Origin of the sequence: Gordonia sp. NPDC003585 (assembly GCF_040610755.1) — a bacterium.
Lineage (GTDB): Bacteria > Actinomycetota > Actinomycetes > Mycobacteriales > Mycobacteriaceae > Gordonia.
On sequence record NZ_JBEXMX010000016.1, the window covers coordinates 18,422 to 34,572 of the forward strand.

At 66.1% G+C, this 16,151-nt stretch carries 16 protein-coding genes and 2 pseudogenes; 9 read left to right on the top strand and 9 right to left on the bottom strand.

The window, feature by feature from the left end:
• Positions 1-64 precede the first annotated feature (64 nt).
• Together ABZW74_RS06275 and ABZW74_RS06280 are read right to left on the bottom strand one after the other, a co-directional pair.
• Positions 65-769, bottom strand: coding sequence for a TMEM165/GDT1 family protein (locus ABZW74_RS06275; protein ID WP_355274976.1), 705 nt, complete (start codon positions 767-769; stop codon positions 65-67).
• Between the two features lie 118 nt (positions 770-887).
• Entirely contained in the window at positions 888-1,409 is a 522-nt protein-coding gene (locus ABZW74_RS06280) for a peptidase (RefSeq protein ID WP_240857377.1), read from the bottom strand.
• Positions 1,410-1,674: 265 nt separating this feature from the next.
• Between ABZW74_RS06280 and ABZW74_RS06285 the strand changes: the two genes are divergently transcribed.
• The 3 genes from ABZW74_RS06285 (at position 1,675) to ABZW74_RS06295 (ending at position 5,823) form a co-directional block, all read left to right on the top strand.
• Complete coding sequence (locus tag ABZW74_RS06285) at positions 1,675-3,693, top strand: ATP-binding cassette domain-containing protein (protein ID WP_355275051.1); 2,019 nt, start codon at positions 1,675-1,677, stop codon at positions 3,691-3,693.
• A gap of 42 nt (positions 3,694-3,735) precedes the next feature.
• Positions 3,736-4,488, top strand: a complete 753-nt coding sequence (locus tag ABZW74_RS06290) for an energy-coupling factor transporter transmembrane protein EcfT (RefSeq protein WP_240857376.1) — start codon at positions 3,736-3,738, stop codon at positions 4,486-4,488.
• A gap of 123 nt (positions 4,489-4,611) precedes the next feature.
• Entirely contained in the window at positions 4,612-5,823 is a 1,212-nt protein-coding gene (locus ABZW74_RS06295) for a low temperature requirement protein A (RefSeq protein WP_240857375.1), read from the top strand.
• A gap of 36 nt (positions 5,824-5,859) precedes the next feature.
• On the opposite strand, the gene ABZW74_RS06300 is transcribed toward ABZW74_RS06295, so the two are convergent.
• Positions 5,860-6,489, bottom strand: coding sequence for a superoxide dismutase (locus tag ABZW74_RS06300; RefSeq protein WP_355274980.1), 630 nt, complete (start codon positions 6,487-6,489; stop codon positions 5,860-5,862).
• A 224-nt stretch (positions 6,490-6,713) separates the two neighbouring features.
• The gene (locus ABZW74_RS06305) at positions 6,714-6,869 is read right to left on the bottom strand and encodes a hypothetical protein (protein WP_240857373.1); all 156 of its coding nucleotides are present in this window, start codon (positions 6,867-6,869) and stop codon (positions 6,714-6,716) included.
• Positions 6,870-7,000: 131 nt separating this feature from the next.
• Here ABZW74_RS06305 and msrA point away from each other — a divergent pair, with 131 nt between their 5' ends.
• Positions 7,001-7,699 carry a peptide-methionine (S)-S-oxide reductase MsrA gene (gene msrA, locus ABZW74_RS06310; protein WP_355274983.1) on the top strand — a complete coding sequence of 233 codons (699 nt, stop codon included), beginning with the start codon at positions 7,001-7,003 and terminating at the stop codon, positions 7,697-7,699.
• 6 nt (positions 7,700-7,705) lie between these two features.
• Positions 7,706-8,770 carry a winged helix DNA-binding domain-containing protein gene (locus ABZW74_RS06315; protein WP_355274986.1) on the top strand — a complete coding sequence of 355 codons (1,065 nt, stop codon included), beginning with the start codon at positions 7,706-7,708 and terminating at the stop codon, positions 8,768-8,770.
• On the opposite strand, the gene ABZW74_RS06320 is transcribed toward ABZW74_RS06315, so the two are convergent.
• Positions 8,767-9,528 carry a VOC family protein gene (locus ABZW74_RS06320; protein ID WP_355274989.1) on the bottom strand — a complete coding sequence of 254 codons (762 nt, stop codon included), beginning with the start codon at positions 9,526-9,528 and terminating at the stop codon, positions 8,767-8,769. The two genes, ABZW74_RS06315 and ABZW74_RS06320, sit on opposite strands and share 4 nt — an antisense overlap.
• 38 nt (positions 9,529-9,566) lie before the next feature.
• Between ABZW74_RS06320 and ABZW74_RS06325 the strand changes: the two genes are divergently transcribed.
• The 3 genes and pseudogenes from ABZW74_RS06325 to ABZW74_RS06335 form a co-directional block, all read left to right on the top strand.
• Positions 9,567-10,460 carry a S49 family peptidase gene (locus tag ABZW74_RS06325; protein ID WP_355274991.1) on the top strand — a complete coding sequence of 298 codons (894 nt, stop codon included), beginning with the start codon at positions 9,567-9,569 and terminating at the stop codon, positions 10,458-10,460.
• Between the two features lie 319 nt (positions 10,461-10,779).
• The gene (locus ABZW74_RS06330; RefSeq protein ID WP_355275053.1) at positions 10,780-11,127 is read left to right on the top strand and encodes a rhodanese-like domain-containing protein; all 348 of its coding nucleotides are present in this window, start codon (positions 10,780-10,782) and stop codon (positions 11,125-11,127) included.
• Between the two features lie 78 nt (positions 11,128-11,205).
• Positions 11,206-11,445: pseudogene (locus tag ABZW74_RS06335) on the top strand (enoyl-CoA hydratase/isomerase family protein); the annotation flags it as partial.
• Here the strand turns inward: ABZW74_RS06335 and ABZW74_RS06340 are convergent.
• Complete coding sequence (locus ABZW74_RS06340; RefSeq protein WP_355274994.1) at positions 11,446-12,474, bottom strand: LacI family DNA-binding transcriptional regulator; 1,029 nt, start codon at positions 12,472-12,474, stop codon at positions 11,446-11,448. It lies immediately after the preceding pseudogene.
• A gap of 48 nt (positions 12,475-12,522) precedes the next feature.
• Between ABZW74_RS06340 and ABZW74_RS06345 the strand changes: the two are divergent.
• A pseudogene (locus ABZW74_RS06345) lies at positions 12,523-13,164 on the top strand (TIM barrel protein); the annotation flags it as partial.
• 9 nt (positions 13,165-13,173) lie between these two features.
• Here the strand turns inward: ABZW74_RS06345 and dmpG are convergent.
• From dmpG to ABZW74_RS06360, 3 genes are read right to left on the bottom strand one after another with little or no spacing between them, the layout of a single operon-like run.
• Entirely contained in the window at positions 13,174-14,241 is a 1,068-nt protein-coding gene (gene dmpG / locus ABZW74_RS06350) for a 4-hydroxy-2-oxovalerate aldolase (RefSeq protein ID WP_355274997.1), read from the bottom strand.
• Complete coding sequence (locus ABZW74_RS06355; RefSeq protein ID WP_355275000.1) at positions 14,238-15,143, bottom strand: acetaldehyde dehydrogenase (acetylating); 906 nt, start codon at positions 15,141-15,143, stop codon at positions 14,238-14,240. Before ABZW74_RS06355 ends, dmpG begins: the two co-directional genes overlap by 4 nt.
• 37 nt (positions 15,144-15,180) lie before the next feature.
• Positions 15,181-15,969: a 2-keto-4-pentenoate hydratase gene (locus tag ABZW74_RS06360; protein WP_355275003.1), complete on the bottom strand. Its 789-nt coding sequence runs from the start codon at positions 15,967-15,969 to the stop codon at positions 15,181-15,183.
• Positions 15,970-16,151 lie beyond the last annotated feature (182 nt).

Genomic DNA, 16,151 nt, shown 5'->3' on the forward strand with positions numbered 1-16,151 from the left:
TTCCGGTCGCGATCACCCTCACCCTAAACAGTCGTCGGGTCCGGTTCGGCAGCAACCCCCGCAATTACCGAGCGATCGGTCGGGATTCGGCGTCCTCGGTGCTGTGCTCACTGCGGTGAACGCGATGGATGTAGAACGCCCCGAGTCCGACGATCACCACAGTGGCAGAGACCGTCGCAGCGATGGCCGGCGCCGACGCACCGATGAGGCCCTCGGCGATCAGCCAGGCGGCGAAACCGAAGAACAGGACGGCGGCGCCGATCGCGATGGTGCGTTCGGGCAGGTGCTTGCCGAGTACCGCCCCGATGCCGATGGCGAGTGCGTCGGCGGCGACCATGCCCAGCGTCGAGCCGATCCATACGCCCAGCCAGTCGTGGCCGGTCGAGAGGGTGATGGTGGCGAGCATCGTCTTGTCGCCGAGTTCGGCCAGGAAGAACGCCGACATCACCGCGAAGAACACCGACGCGCCGACCCGGTTCGCCTTCGACGATTCGTCGTCGTCGAGGTGATCGCCGCGCAGCGTCCACAAGCCAAAGATCAGCATGGCCAGACCGGCCAGCACCGACATCAGATCGGTGGGGATCGACAATCCCAGGAAGTGCCCGAAGAACACCGACACCGCATGCACCGCGGTGGTGGCCACGGTGATCGCGGCCAGCACCACCCACCACCTATAGCGGAGGGCATAAGTCATCGCCATCAGCTGTGACTTGTCGCCCAGTTCGGCGACGAAGATCACGCCGAAACTCAGTAGCAGGGCAGCAATCATGTTCGCCAGGTTAGATAACCCTCACTTCGACGCGCAACTCATCGCGCAGCCTCATTTCCGCAGGTAGGAGGCACAAAAATCAAAGTTCGGGGACCCGGAAACGCGGGTTCGGAAGCTCTCAGGCCGCGAGCAGCATCGCCAGGACAGCGGTGTCGGGGTCGGCGTTGGGGTCGATGCCCACCTGGTTGCGCAGGTTCACCACGGTGCCGTCGGCCTCCGCCTCGGCCCATCCGGCCCGATGCTCCAGACCCAATTCCGGCAGGCCGGGCAGGAGGACACACCCCGACGCCACGTCCGCGCATTCGGGCAACGACGGACGGGTTCGCGACGGCGGATGCAGCATGAACAGCGCGGGCGGGTTGGTGAGGAAACGTCCGGCTTCGATGAAGCTGTCGTCGACGACGTTGCCGACGGCGAGCATCATGCCGACGGCGTCGTCCTCCGCGTCGTCGGGCCGCTCCTCGACCACGCCGAAGATCGTGGTGGTGGGCAGAAAGCCTGGGCGGCAGGCAATGCGGACGGATGCGACCAGCGTCTGCGTCCACTCGAGAGTCGACTCGGGCCAGCGGCCGGAGATCAGAATCCCGTTCAACAGACCCTCCTGATGAAACGGGGTAAGGCCGATCGGAATGGACTGCATCAGATCCTCCCTCCACAGCGCGGCCGGGGCTCATTCGGCCCGCTCGCTCCCGGGTTCGATGCGGCCCGCTCGCTTCGCTCCCGGCGCCGGGTGTGAACCCGGTCTCGTGAATATGCCTCCGGCAGGGACTGTGGACAACTCGAAACACCGGGTTGTGACGGTTCTTTTACACGCGGTAAACCGATCAGTAGACGGACAGGGCGCGGGGCAGTCTGCTTGACCAGGCACACTGGATCGGGTGAAGAACTCGCCACCACTGCGGCCGATGGAGATCGCGTCCATCGCCATCTTCGGTGGTCTGACGGTTGCCGCGGTGGTGGTTGCCGCGGTCATCCCCCTGGCCCAGGCCGCCGGCCTGCTCGCTCCGGTGCCGCTGGCGCTCGTTGCGGCGCGCACTCGCCCGCGCGCACTCATCGCCGCAACGGTGGCGACCACGCTGGTTGCCTTCGCGATGGCCGGGACGGGTGCGATGGCCACCGTCGTCGGGTCTGCGCTGGTCGGTGGAATCGTCGGTGACCTCAAACGGCGCGGCCGGGGGCTCGGCAGCATCCTGCTCGCCACGCTGATCGCGTCGCCGCTGATCGGTGGGCTCTCGGTGATCGCGCTCCTGATCCTGGTGCCGCTGCGCAACCTCGCGATCGAGGCCATGACCAATTCGATCAACGGTGTCGCCAAGTGGCTGCACCGCTGGGACCCGCTGTCGTGGCTGGGGGACTGGCTGGAGACGGTGAGTCAGAGCCTCGCGTCGCATTGGTGGGTGTGGATCTGGGTGTCGGGCACCGTCGGAACCGCGGTGTCGTTGCTGGTGGCGTGGTGGATTCTGGGCGCCGTCATCCGGCGTCTCGCGGATGTGCCGAGCGAGGACACCCTGGCGTCGGACCTGACGTCCGACGACGAGCACGACATCGCGCCGCTGCCCTTGCGCGCCACCGATGTGGGTTTCGCCTACCGGGCGGGTGCCCGCCAGGTGTTGCACGACGTCGACCTGACGATCGAGAAGGGCGAGTTCGTCGCGATCGTCGGCGCCAACGGTTCGGGCAAGTCGACGCTGGCCAAGGTGCTGGCCGGTCGGGCGCCCACCACCGGCTCGATCACCCGGCCGGGACTGGCGGGCCTCGGGCAGCGCGGGGGTACCGCGATGGTGCTGCAGCGACCGGAGACCCAGATGCTGGGTTCCCGTGTCGCCGACGACCTCGTCTGGGGACTTCCCGCGGATGCCGACGTCGACGTCGAGGCGTTGCTCGCGGAAGTGGGGTTGGCCGGGCTCGGCCAACGCGAGACCAGCGATCTGTCCGGCGGGCAGCAGCAGCGTCTCGCGATCGCCGCCGCGCTCGCCCGCGATCCGGCTCTGCTCATCGCCGACGAGGTGACCTCGATGGTCGATCCGCTCGGGCGCGAACAGTTGCTGGAGTTGCTGGCCGGGTTGCCGGCGCGGCGCGGGATCACGGTCGTGCTGATCACGCATCGTGGAACCGAGGCCGCACGGGCCGACCGCGTCATCCACCTCGTCGACGGTCGGGTGGTGCCGCACGCACCGGATTGGGTGCCGACCGGCGTGACCGAGGACGAACCCGTTGCAGCTTCGACGCTGCACGTGCGGCCCCATCACGCGCCCCCGGAACCGCTGCTGGTGCTCGACCACGTGGGGCACGCGCATCTGGCGGGTTCGCCGTGGGAAGTGGTTGCGCTGCAGGATGTCTCGCTGACCGTGCATCGTAGCGACGGGGTGTTGATCGTCGGCGGAAACGGTTCGGGGAAAACAACTCTCGCGTGGATCATGGCAGGTTTGATCGCGCCGGGATCGGGCACGGCCACGCTCGACGGCGCTCCGGTGACCGGTCAGGTGGGCAAGGTCGGACTCGGCTTCCAGCATGCGCGGCTGCAACTGCAGAAGGCGACGGTCGGCGACGAGATCATGGCGGCCGGCGGCGACAAGGTGGGCACGGCCGAGGTGGCCCGGGTGCTCGAACTCGTGGGCCTGCCCCGGGAGATGGCGACCACCGGCGTCGACGCGCTGAGTGGTGGACAGATGCGCCGCGTGGTGCTGGCCGGTCTGATCGCCCGGACCCCGCAGGTGCTGGTTCTCGACGAACCGCTCGCCGGGCTCGATCCCTATGCGCGACAAGAGATCGTCGACCTGCTGGCCCGGCTACGACGCGACGGGCAGACGATCGTGATCATCTCGCACGATTTCGAGGCGCTGGACAGCGTGTGCGATAGGCGGGTTGAACTCGTCGACGGTCGGCTCGACGCAGGGGCCGCGCTTGCCGGAGGTGCCCGATGACACGCACCGGAGGTCTCCGATGACACGCACCGGAGGTGCCCGATGACAATGCGGATGGTGCCGCTTCGGCAGGTGCCGGGCAACTCGTTTGTGCATCGGCTGTGGGCCGGGACGAAACTCCTGATCGTGCTGATCCTGGGGATCATGACCTGGGTGCTGCCGTCGTGGCCTGCCCTCGGGATGGTGGCCGCGGTCGTGTTGCTGACCGCACTTGCCGCGGGAATTCCGTTGGGCGCGTTGCCGCGTCCGCCGTGGTGGTTCTGGGGTCTGATCGGTGTGGGGGTCGCGGTCAACGCGTCGTTCGCCGGTCTGCCTGCGGTGCTGGTCTTCCTGCGCGCCGTGGCATTGGGCCTGGTGTTGGTGGGGATCTCCATCCTCGTCATCTGGACCACCCCGATGGCCGAGGTCGCACCTGCTCTCGCGCGGCTCATGCGGCCGCTGCGCTGGTTCCGGCTCCCCGTCGACGAGTGGGCGGTCGCGATTGCGCTGTGCCTGCGTGGTCTGCCGATGCTCATCGAGGAACTGCGCATGCTGCGCGCCGCCCACAAGCTGCGCCCGGTCACCAAGGGCCGCACCGATCATCCGTCGGCCGAGATGGGGATCATGGACATGATCACCGCAGCGATGTCGTCGGCCCTTCGACGCAGCGCCGAGATGGCCGAGGCGATCACCGCGCGTGGCGGCACCGGCCGGCTCACGGCGTATCCATCGGGGCCGAAGCGTGCGGATTTTGTTGCGCTGGCGGTGGTCGCGGTCGCGTGTGGGGTGGCGATCGTGGCGACGATCCTGCTCTGATCCCATCCGCGCCCTGAGTGCGGGCCTCACGACCGTCGGCCTGGCCGACAGGTCGGATATGTCCGTCCCTGCACTCGGTCCTCTACGGTAGGAACGTCGTTCACTATCGAGACGAGGTGCGTCATGCTGACGAAGTACGTTCGTCGGGCCCGGGACCGAGCGCCCGAGGTCACGACGATGGAACTGTTCTTCGACCTCGTCTACGTCTTCGCCATCACCCAGCTCGCGGCGCTCCTCGCGCATCACCTCACCTGGGAGGGCGCGCTCCAGACGCTGGTGCTGTTCGGCGCGGTGTGGTGGGTGTGGAACTACACCACGTGGGCGACCAACTGGATCGACCCCGACCGCCTGCCCGTGCGGGTGCTGCTGGTGATCCTGATGGGTCTGGGGCTCATCATGTCGAGCGCCATCCCGGAGGCCTTCGACGAGCGCGGCATGCAGTTCGCGGTGGCGGTCGCGGCGATGCAGATCCTGCGCCCACTGTTCATGGCAATCTCGTTGCGCGGGGACCCCATTGGCCGTAATTACGTCAACCTCGGGGTGTGGTCGACGGTGGCCGGCGCCGTGTGGATCACCGGCGCCTTCGTCGACGACGCGAAGCTCCGGCTACTCATCTGGGCGGTCGCACTGGGGATCGACGTCGCCGGACCCATGGTCGATCTGTGGGTTCCCGGCTTGGGTTCGACGCCGATGGAATCCTGGACGCTGTCGTCGGGCCACCTGGTGGAGCGCAATCGGCTGATCTTCATCATCGCGCTCGGCGAGACGGTGCTGTCGGTGGGACGCGAGTTCTCGGAGGTGCCCGCCACCACGATCGCCTACGTGTCGTTCGTCGTCGGCTTCGCGCTCACCGTCTCGTTCTGGTGGCTGTACTTCGCCCGGCACGCCGATATCGCCGAGGAGCGACTCGCGGATTCGAGCAATCCCGCCGCCGTCGCCCGAGGTGCCTACGCCTACTCGCATGCGATCTTGGTGGGCGGCGTGATCGTCGCTGCCGTCGGCACCGAGTTGATGATCGCCCATCCGCACGAGCACGCCATCACCGGAACCGCCGTGGCCATTGCGGGCGGCCCGGCGATCTTCCTGGTGGGCCTCGCGTTGTTCGTGTACTCGACCGGCGGCATCGACCGTTTCGAAGGGCTCGTCGTAGCCATCAATCTGGCGGTTCTGGTGGCCATCGCGGTGATCGCCGACGTCGCAGACCTTCAACTCTGGATCGTCTCGCTGCTCGTCCTGGTCCCCATGTACGCGATGGTCGGCCTGGCCGCGCTACATGCCGCCCAGAATCCCGAGCCCGACGACGAGGGCACACACAAAACTCCCACTTACACATGAGATCTCGTGTGTAAGTGGGAGTTTCAGGTGTAGCAGTCAGGCGGAGACGACGAGTCCCGGTCCCTGGCTCGTCGCGGTGGCGTAGCGCTCGCCCGCGTCGGCCCAGTTGACCACGTTCCACCAGGCCTTGACGTAATCCGGCTTCACGTTCTGGTAGTCGAGGTAGAAGGCGTGCTCCCACATGTCCAGCATGACGACCGGGATGATCGCCGCCGGGATGTTGCCGCTCTGGTCGGTGAGCTGCAGGATCACCAGGTTGCCGCCGATGGTGTCGTAGCCCAGAATGGCCCAGCCCGACCCCTGCAGGGTGGTCGCGGCCGCGGTGAAGTGGGCCTTGAACTTGTCGAAACCACCGAACTGCTCGGTGATCGCGGTGGCGAGAGCACCGTCGGGCTCACCGCCGCCGTTGGGCGACAGGTTCTTCCAGAAAATGGAGTGGTTGGTGTGCCCACCGAGGTGGAACGACAACGTTGCCGAGAGGCCGTAGACCTTGCCGGCGATCGACTCGTCGTCGCGCGCGGCGGCCAGCTTCTCGAGGGTGTCGTTGGCGCCCTTCACATACGTTGCGTGGTGCTTGTCGTGATGGAGCTCCATGATCTTGCCAGAGATGTGGGGCTCGAGGGCTCCATAGTCGTAAGGGAGATCCGGCAAGGTGTATTCAGCCACGGTATTCCTCTCTGAGGTGACGCTCGTTCTCACTGTTCACGCGCGGTCTTCGACGGTGTCGTCCCTGGCCGCGCGGGCACTTCCACCCTTCCGCAGAGCATGGGGGATTGCAACAAACGGGCGAAAAAGACTTCAAGTGGGGTTGAACTACACGAACCCGATCGGCCGACGAGATTCTACGGAAATATGTTGTCGGCCTTGGTGATTGGACTCGGTGATCGGACTCAGATGAGGACGAGCACGACGAACAGAACCAGAAGGGCGGCGATGCTCAGCGCCGTGGTGCGACAACGGGCACCCACGTTGTAGGCGGCACGCGGAACGGCCGGACGCGACGGTCGGAGAGCGCCACGGAGATCGCCGCTTGCGTGAGTCGCCATCGTCACCTTCCGCACTGCCTTGTGGGCGGGACGAACTGCGTGAGCCCCGTCACAGATGTGATGGACGCCATTAAAACAGAGTCGGTCAATCGACTCAACCCGGCGATCGGGGCTCCGCGTAGACTTGGCGCATGTCGTGGCTTGACCAGCTGTTATCCGGACGCGCACACAAGCAGGAACTCGTCGCAGCCGACGCCGCCCTGGCCGGACGCGAGATCGCGCAACCGCTCGCCTCGGAGAACATCGTCCTGCATCATCCGATGCGCGGAACACCGGATGAGAACTGCGGCGGTGTCGGTCGCTTCGACGGCTACCAAGCGGTGATCCTCGCGGGCGGGTGCTTCTGGGGCGTCGAGGAGATCTTCTGGCAGGTCCCCGGCGTGTACACGACCGCGGTCGGCTATGCGGGCGGGTACACCCCCAACCCCACGTACGAAGAGGTCTGTTCGGCCCGCACCGGACACACCGAATCCGCGCTCGTCGTCTTCGATCCCGCTGAGATCGACCTCGAGGGCATCCTCAAGACCTTCTGGGAGACCCACGACCCGACCCAGGTGATGCGACAGGGCAACGACGTCGGCACGCAGTACCGGTCGGCGATCTTCACGCTCACCGAGGCCGACGCCGAGCTGGCGCGCGGCACCGCGGAGAAATTCGCGACAGCGCTTGCCGAGGCAGGCCTCGGCAAGATCGCGACCGAGATCGCTCCGCTCGCCAAGGCCGGTGACGGGCACTTCTACTACGCCGAGGACTACCACCAGCAATACCTGGCGAAGAACCCGCACGGCTATCGCTGCCACGCGGCGACCGGAATCCACTACCCCGCGTAAGTGCCGGTGACCGAACAGATTTCGCGGCGGCAATGGAATCGCACGCTGCTGCATCGTCAGCACCTGCTCGAACGCGTCGAGGAAGACGCCATCGAGATCCTCGACCGATGCGTCGGACTGCAGGCCCAGGATCCACGTGCGCCGTTCTTCGGATTGCTGTCGCGGATCGAGGGATTCGATTCGAGCGAACTCGACGACCTGCTCACCGAACGCGAGGTGGTGCGCATCGCCTTGCTGAGGTCGACGCTGTTCGTCGTCGACGCCGAGGACGCGCGGTGGATCCGACCCCTCGCCCAGCCGGTGCTCGACGCCGAACTCCGCCGCAACCACGCGTCGAAGCTGGTCACTGCGACGGCCGAGCAGGTCCTCGCCGACGCCGACGAGCTGTTGGCCGGCCGGGAATTGCGCGGTGCCGAACTTGGTGCAGCCCTCGCGACTCGGCACCCCGACGAGCAGCCAACGGTGCTGACCGCCATCGCACGATGCGGGCTGCCGCTGGTGCAGGTGCCGCCGCGCGGGCTGTTCCGTGGGAAGCAGGCGGTGACCTACCAGCGCTTCGACGACTGGGTCGGACCCGGCGAACCCGCGATCGCGGGCGACGAGGCCCGTAAGGATCTCATCCGGCTCTACCTGCGGGGTTTCGGGCCGGCGACCGTGCAGGGCATCCAGACGTGGTGCGGACTCACTGGGCTGCGACCACTCGTGGTGGCGATGGAGGCCGATTGGGAGCTCGCGCGGCTCAGCGGCCCCGACGGCGAGGACCTCTACGACCTCGAGGGTCTCGACATCGTCGACGACGGCCCGGTGCCGCCGCGTCTGGTCGCACCCTTCGACAATGTCCTTGTCGCACAAGCAGATCGACGACGCATCGCCGACGAGGAAGTCTATCGGCGCACGGTCACCGCCAACGGCGCATCGCCGGGCTTCGTTCTCGTCGACGGTTTTCTGGCCGGCACCTGGCGCGTCCGGAACGACGGCACGGTGGGCGTGGAGTACTTGCGCGAGGTGTCGGCGAAGGCACGACGGGATGTCGATGCGGAGGTCGATCGGGTGGAGACTTTCGTCGGCTAACTGCCGGTCCGCGGGTTCCGGCTGGTGATGCAGTAGCGGCGACCCACCGGGTCGGCCATCACGGTCCACCGGTCGTGGGCGACGATCACCCGGGCGCCCCAATCCTCGTGGCGGGCCACCTCATCGGCCACCGAATTGGTGGCGACGTCGAGGTGGGCACGAGTGCGCGTGGGCACGCCCTGCGCGTCGCGGGCCGGCTCGTCGAGCCGTTGAAGCAGGATGCCCAGCGTGAGCTTGGGGTCACGGCGCAGCGCAACGAGCTCGGGTCTGCTGGTCGCCTTGGTGGCGGCACCGGTGATCTGCGACCAGAACAGCACCTCCGCGTCGAAGAGATCCCGCGGGCAGTCGATGCACACCTGGTCGATGATGCTGATCGCGTCACCCGGCCACCGGATCGGCCGTGACTTGCGTGCTTCGCCCTCCCACGGCACGAGGCAGAACACCATCCCGCCGGGCGAGGCCAAGGTGAGGTACTTGCCATGGTCGGCCACCGACGCGGCGCCGAGGGCAAGTGCTTCGGTGGCGGCACTGCGTGGATCGTCGGTGTGAATGTCGAGGTGGACGCCACCCGGACCGTCGTCGATGCGTTGCACGCGCAGGTGGGGATCGCCGAAGAAGGGTTCGAGTGAGGCGAACTCGCGGTGCTCACCCCGCGGCGGCGACACGGTGCTGCCCGCGATGGCCCGCCAGAACGTGACCTCCGGACCGAACTGTTCGGCCGGGAAATCGAGGAATGCGCTCAGCCACCGCACCTGCATGCGCAAAGTGTAGGTCCGACCTCATTACACTCGACGCAATGAACGCAGGAGTCCTGGGCAAGCTGGGCAAAAAGCTCTCGAAGTCGCACACCGAGCAGGTCGCGGTGGTGCGCCTCGACGGCCCGATCGGCGCGTCGCCGGTCGGACGACCCGGCCTCACCACCGACACGGTGGAACCGATCCTCAAGCGCGCATTCGCGACCGAACGGCTCAAGGCCGTCGTCGTGGTGATCAACTCGCCGGGTGGCTCACCGGCACAGTCGGAGTACATCGCCGAGCGGATCCGGCAGCTCGCCTCGGAGAAGGGTGTGCCGGTCCTGGCGTTCTGCGAGGACATCGCGGCCTCGGGCGGGTACTGGATCGCCTGCGCTGCCGACGAGATCATCGCCGCCCACACCTCCATCGTCGGATCGATCGGTGTCGTGTCCTCGGGATTCGGACTCGCGGACGTGTTGTCGCGGTTCGGTGTGGAGCGTCGGCTCTACACCTCGGGCGACAACAAGGCCCGGCTCGACACCTTCTCGCCGGAGACGGCCGAGGATGTGGAGTGGCTCAAGGGACTACAGCGACAGCTCCACGAGTCGTTCATCACCTGGGTGCGGCAGCGCCGCGGCAAGAAGCTCAACGGGCCCGACGACGAGCTGTTCAGTGGAGATGTCTGGGTGGGCGCCAACGCGGCCGAGGTTGGCCTCGTGGACGGCATCGGCGTGATGCGGTCGGTGATCGCCGAGCGTTACCCGGATGCCGAGATCACCGTCGTCGAGGCGCCCAAGCCGTTGCTCGCCCGAGTGATCGGCGGGCAGATGTCGATGAGCGGAGGCGGGTCGGTGGACAGCGTGCTCACGGTGCTGGCAGAAAGCATCACGACCGGTGTACTGGCCGCCGTGGACCGGGCCCAGACGCTGCGAACCACATACTCGACTCGGCTCTGAAGCGCAATTTTCCCCAGGTTTATCCACAGGCTTTCTCAACGGGAAGATTCTGCGAGACCCGACAGATCCATGCACTCATGTGAATTTTGTGTGCGCAGGCTGCACCTTTGTAGTGACGCCCGTCACATAGCGGATGGCCTTGGCCAGCATGTTTCCACAGTTTCCACAGTCTCATCCACAGGTTGACCGTCAGGGTTGATTGTTCTGAGCGGCGTCGATCGTTCACATGTGGATAGAAGTATGATGGTCGACATAGTCGGCTGTTCGGACGGTGTGGTCCGCGTCGGGAGCTCGCTGTGCCACCATGGAATGCGTGAGCATGGGCGACATTGCATCGGTTGCGGTCAACGAACTCCCGGACGACTTCAGCGGAGTTGCCGACGCGGTGATGCTCGACGTCCGCGAGGACGATGAGTGGGCAAACGGACACATCCGTGGCGCGGTGCACATCCCGATGGGCGATGTCCCCTCCCGACTCGAAGAGATCGACCTCGACGCGGAACTCTTCGTGGTCTGCCATTCCAGCGGCCGGTCGATGCGGGTGCTGCAGTACCTGGCTCAGGTCGGCTACGAAGGGTCCTGCGTGGAAGGCGGCATGCTCGCCTGGGTGCAGCAGGGACGTCCGGTCGAGGTGGGTGGCCCGGCCGGGAACGACGATCGCGGATGATCGATCTCTGCCCGCGGTGCCGCATTCAGGCGCCGCACCGCCCGGGCCGTGTACGGTGCCCCCGATGCGGTGGCCAGGCAGGTAATCGGCAGCGGACTCGAGATGGCGGCGTTCTGCGGGCATGTCGTCGCGCACCGCGACACCCGGTTCGGACTGCCCGAACTCGGCATCGGATTGATCCCGGGTGCGGGCGGAACCTACAGCATCCCGCGTCGGATCGGACGATGGCGGAGTGCCTACCTGGTCTTGTCGGGGATAACTCTCGACGCCCCGACTGCGCTGCGATGGGGGTTGGTGGACGAGGTCTCGACAATCTGATCATCGGGGTGGTGCAGCGGTGGTCGCGCGGACCATGAGTTTCGGGGGAACCACGATTCGGCGTGGGGTTTCGTTGTCGGCCATGGCCACGACGGCCTCGAGGGCATGACGTGCCAGCCCGTGCGCGTCCTGGGACACCGTCGTCAGCGGCACCGGCAAGAGCGACGCGAATCGCGCGTCGTCGTATCCGATCACCGAGATGTCCTCGGGCACACGTTTGCCGGCCCTGACGAGTACGTCGATGACACCGGTCGCGCATTCGTCGTTGAAGGCGAGGATCGCCGTCGGAAACTCGTCGGCGGCCGACGTTGCTTCGAGCAATCCGCGGATCGCGCGAGCACCGTCGACGGCCGTGATCCCGCCACCGATCACCGACGCCGACCTCGTGTGTCGATGCGCGGCCATCGACCCCGCAACCGCCATCGACCGAACGAAGGCCTCCCGGCGCACGCGGCTCCCCGGCGCATCACCGCCGTCGATATGGGCAATCCGCCGGTGGCCCAGTGAGACAAGATGATCGACGGCCAACTGCACGCCGTGGGCATCATCGCCGCGAACGTCGCCGGCGCCGGCCGGCGCTGCTTCGCTGACGACCAGGGTCACCGGAATGCGTTCGGTGAGACGCTCGATCTCGCCGGGGTTCGATCGCGAGCCCACCAGGATCGCTGCTTCACACCTCTCACGCAGGAGGGTCTGCAGGGCAACGGATTCGGGACGTCGCGCGGTCACGGCGCTGATGAGGACGTCGCGTCCGGCATCGGCCGCCGCCCCGTAGATCTCATCCACCAGGTCGCCGTGGAACGGTTCCCGCAGTTCGAAGGTGACCCCGAGGACGCCCGTGGCCGTCGAACGGAGATTGCGAGCACGCTGATCCGGCACGTAGCCCATCTCGGCAGCAATCCGCAGCACACGTTCCCTGGTGGCGGCGCCGGCGCCGGGTGCGCCTCGCATCACGATGGACACCAGCGCCTTGGAGACTCCAGCGGCTTCCGCCACGTCGATCAGCGTCGGCCGCTGCCGTCGGGCCACGTTGCCAGCTCCTTCTTGACCGTTGTGAGGTGCGTCGCCTACTCTAAACTGGCCGCATCCGGCGCACAGTTCTCCTCGATGACGGGCTATCTCACCGGCAACCTCACCGAGCCCGACGGCATCGCAGCGCTGCTCGACTCGGCCGAGGAGTCGATCAAGGTAGCGTCGATCCTGGACTGCCCGCGCCTGAATGTGCATGGGACGGGCCTTGATTCGAGTGGCCTGCCGGTGATCCCGATCGAGGTGACAACTCCGGACATGTGGCTGACGGCGGCGAATACGCTGCAGCGGCTCGCGGAACTCGGCGAACGCCACGGTCGAGTGTTCACACTCGAGAACCTCAACCTCGCTGTGGATCATCCGGGGACACCGTTTGCACGGGCCGCCGACACCATGGCGCTGGTTCGGGCCGTCGACTCGCCGTTCCTCCGCATGAATCTGGACCTCTATCACGCCCAGATCGGCGAAGGAAACCTCATCGAACTCGTCAGGAGCGCACTGCCTTTCATCGGCGAGATCCAGGTGGCCGACGTCCCCGGACGCTGCGAACCCGGCACCGGAGAGATCAACTATCCGGCCATAGCGGCAGCGCTCAAGGACGTGGACTACACCGGCGTCATCGGCCTGGAAGGCTGGGCGAAGACCGACCCCGACACCGCGATCGACGCGTTCGTCGCGGCCTTCGCCTGAGGCGGCGACTCACACCCCCGCGTTGGCGTCCTGCTTCTTCTTCAGCTCGAGCGCGATGTCGATGAGCTGATCTTCTTGACCACCAACGAGTTTGCGATTGCCGGCCTCGATGAGGATCTCGGCCGCTGACACGTTGTATCGCTCGGCATGTCCCTCGGCGTGCTTGAGGAACGACGAGTAGCAACCGGCGTAGCCCATCATCATCGCCGAACGATCAACGAGGCACTCGCTGGGCATCGCCGGCCGAACAACGTCCTGTGCTGCGTCAGCGATCTTCATGAAATCGATGCCGGTGGTGATGCCGAGCTTGTCGCACACACCGACAAACGCCTCGGTCGGCGTATTGCCCGCTCCCGCACCGAATCTACGGATCGATCCGTCGATCTGCTGGGCGCCCGCGCGGACCGCGTTGATCGAATTCGCCACCGCGATATCGAGATTCTCGTGCCCGTGGAAACCCACCATCGCATCATCGCCCAGTTCGGCGACCAGTGCCTGTACACGCACCGTCACATCCTCGAGGACCAGCGCGCCGGCCGAATCCACAACGTACACGCACTGACACCCGGCGTCGGCCATGATGCGGGCCTGCTCGGCCAGCTTCTCCGGACTCTGGGTGTGGCTCATCATCAGGAAGCCGACGGTCTCGAGTCCGAGGTCGCGCGCGAGCCCGAAGTGCTGGATCGAGACGTCGGCCTCGGTGCAGTGGGTGGCTATGCGGCAGATCTGCCCGCCGTTGTCCTGCGCGGCGCGGATGTCGTCCTTGGTCCCGAGGCCCGGCAGCATCAGAAAAGCGATCTTGGCCCGCTTCGCGGTCTCTGCTGCCGCCTTGATCAGTTGCTGCTCGGGGGTTTTGGAGAATCCGTAGTTGAACGACGACCCACCGAGTCCGTCGCCATGAGTCACCTCGATGACCGGCACACCGGCGTCGTCGAGCGCGCCCACAATCGAGCGGACCTCGTCCTCGGTGAACTGATGCCGCTTGTGGTGACTGCCATCGCGCAGCGACGAGTCGGTGACCCGAATGTCGAGAGTGTCGGAGTACTTGCGCGCGTTGGCCATCAAATCGGTACTCATGCGTTGACTCCCAGCTTCTGCTTCGCGATCTCTTCGCCGACCTTGGTGGCGGCGGCGGTCATGATGTCCAGGTTTCCCGCGTAGGGCGGCAAGAAGTCGCCGGCGCCCTCGACCTCGACGAAGATCGAGACGCGGGCGTGGCCACCGTTGAGGACACTCGGTGGGTCGAACTGCGGGTCCTGCAGGAGCCGATACCCCGGCACGTACTGCTGGATCTCCTTTTCCCGCTTGTGGATCGACGCAGCGATCGCGTCGGTATCGGCATCCTCGGGAATGGCGCAGAAGATCGTATCGCGCATGATCATCGGCGGATCGGCCGGGTTGAGGATGATGATCGCCTTGCCGCGTTGGGCACCACCGATCGTCTCGATACCCTTCGAGGTAGTGCGGGTGAACTCGTCGATGTTCGCCCGCGTACCCGGGCCGGCGGATACCGACGACACCGACGCGACGATCTCCGCATACGGCACCGGCACAACCGAACTCACTGCATGCACCATCGGGATGGTCGCCTGACCACCGCAGGTGATCATGTTGGTGTTCGGTGCGTCGAGGTGTTCGCGCAGATTCGCCGGCGGTACCACCGCCGGTCCCACGGCGGCCGGCGTCAGGTCGACGGCGGTGATGCCGGCCTCCTGATACTTCGGCGCATACTCGCGATGCACATAGGCAGACGTGGCCTCGAAGATGAGGTCGGGCTTCTCACTGGAGCCGAGCAGTTCGTCGGCCCCGCCACTCATGGTGATGAGGCCATGATCGGCCGCCCGTTTCATACCCTCGGAGTCGGCGTCGATGCCCACCATCCAGCGTGGCTCGATCACCTCGGATCGTTCCAGTTTGTACATCAGATCGGTGCCGATGTTGCCCGACCCGATGATCGCTGCGGTCAGCTTGGCTGCCACCTGCGCCTCCTGTGATTGTCCTGCGTTCAAAGTGTTGTTACTCGAAATCCAGTGTCACGCTGCCGAGTCCGGCGAACTCGGCGACGAAATGATCACCCGCGTCGATGTCTATCGCGTGGGTCGCGGTGCCGGGCAAGATCACGTCGCCCCTGCGCAGCCGCACGCCGAAGGCCTCGACCTTGCGCGCCAGCCAGCTCACCGCGTTCAGCGGATGTCCCAGCACCGCAGACGAATTGCCCTTGGCAACCACCTCGCCGTTGCGATGCAGGACGGCGTCGATGTCGCCGGTGTCTATCTCGCTGATCGGCACCCGCTGCTCACCGAGAATCCAGCCGCACGACGACGCGTTGTCGGCGATGGTGTCGCAGAGGGTGATCTTCCAGTCCTTGATCCGAGAATCGATCAGTTCGATCGACGGGACCACCCACTCGACGGCCTCGATGACGTCGTCGTTGGTACATCCCTCACCCGGCAGGTCTGCGCCCAGGATGAAACCGACCTCGACCTCCACTCGCGGATAGCAGAGCTTCGACCGGTCGATCGGCGTCGACTCGAAGTACTGCATCTCGTCGAGAAGATGCCCGTAGTCGGGCTCGTCGACGTTCATCATCTTCTGCATCGCCTCGGACGCGAGGCCCACCTTGTGTCCGGCGACCTTGGCCCCGGCATCGAGCCGTTTGCGGATGTTGATGAGCTGGATCTCGTAGGCGTCGACGACGTCGAGTTCGGCATGCGAATCGGTCGGTCGGTCGATCGCGACCGCCGACTGCTCCGCGTTCCACAAATCGAGAGCGATGCGCTCACGAATTGCCTGGTCGACCGCCATATCGTCCCCATTCCCGTCGAGTGAACGTGTTCTAGTTTAGGGCATGACGCCGCGTGGCGGGAGGGGCACTCGAGGGCTCGTCGATCTGCCGGCACGCCTCGTGGCTCAGACGTTACGACGCGGACGGCCGAGTTCGTGCCCCATCGCCCGCCCAGTGGGACTCGAGGCCCCGAGCTTGCTTT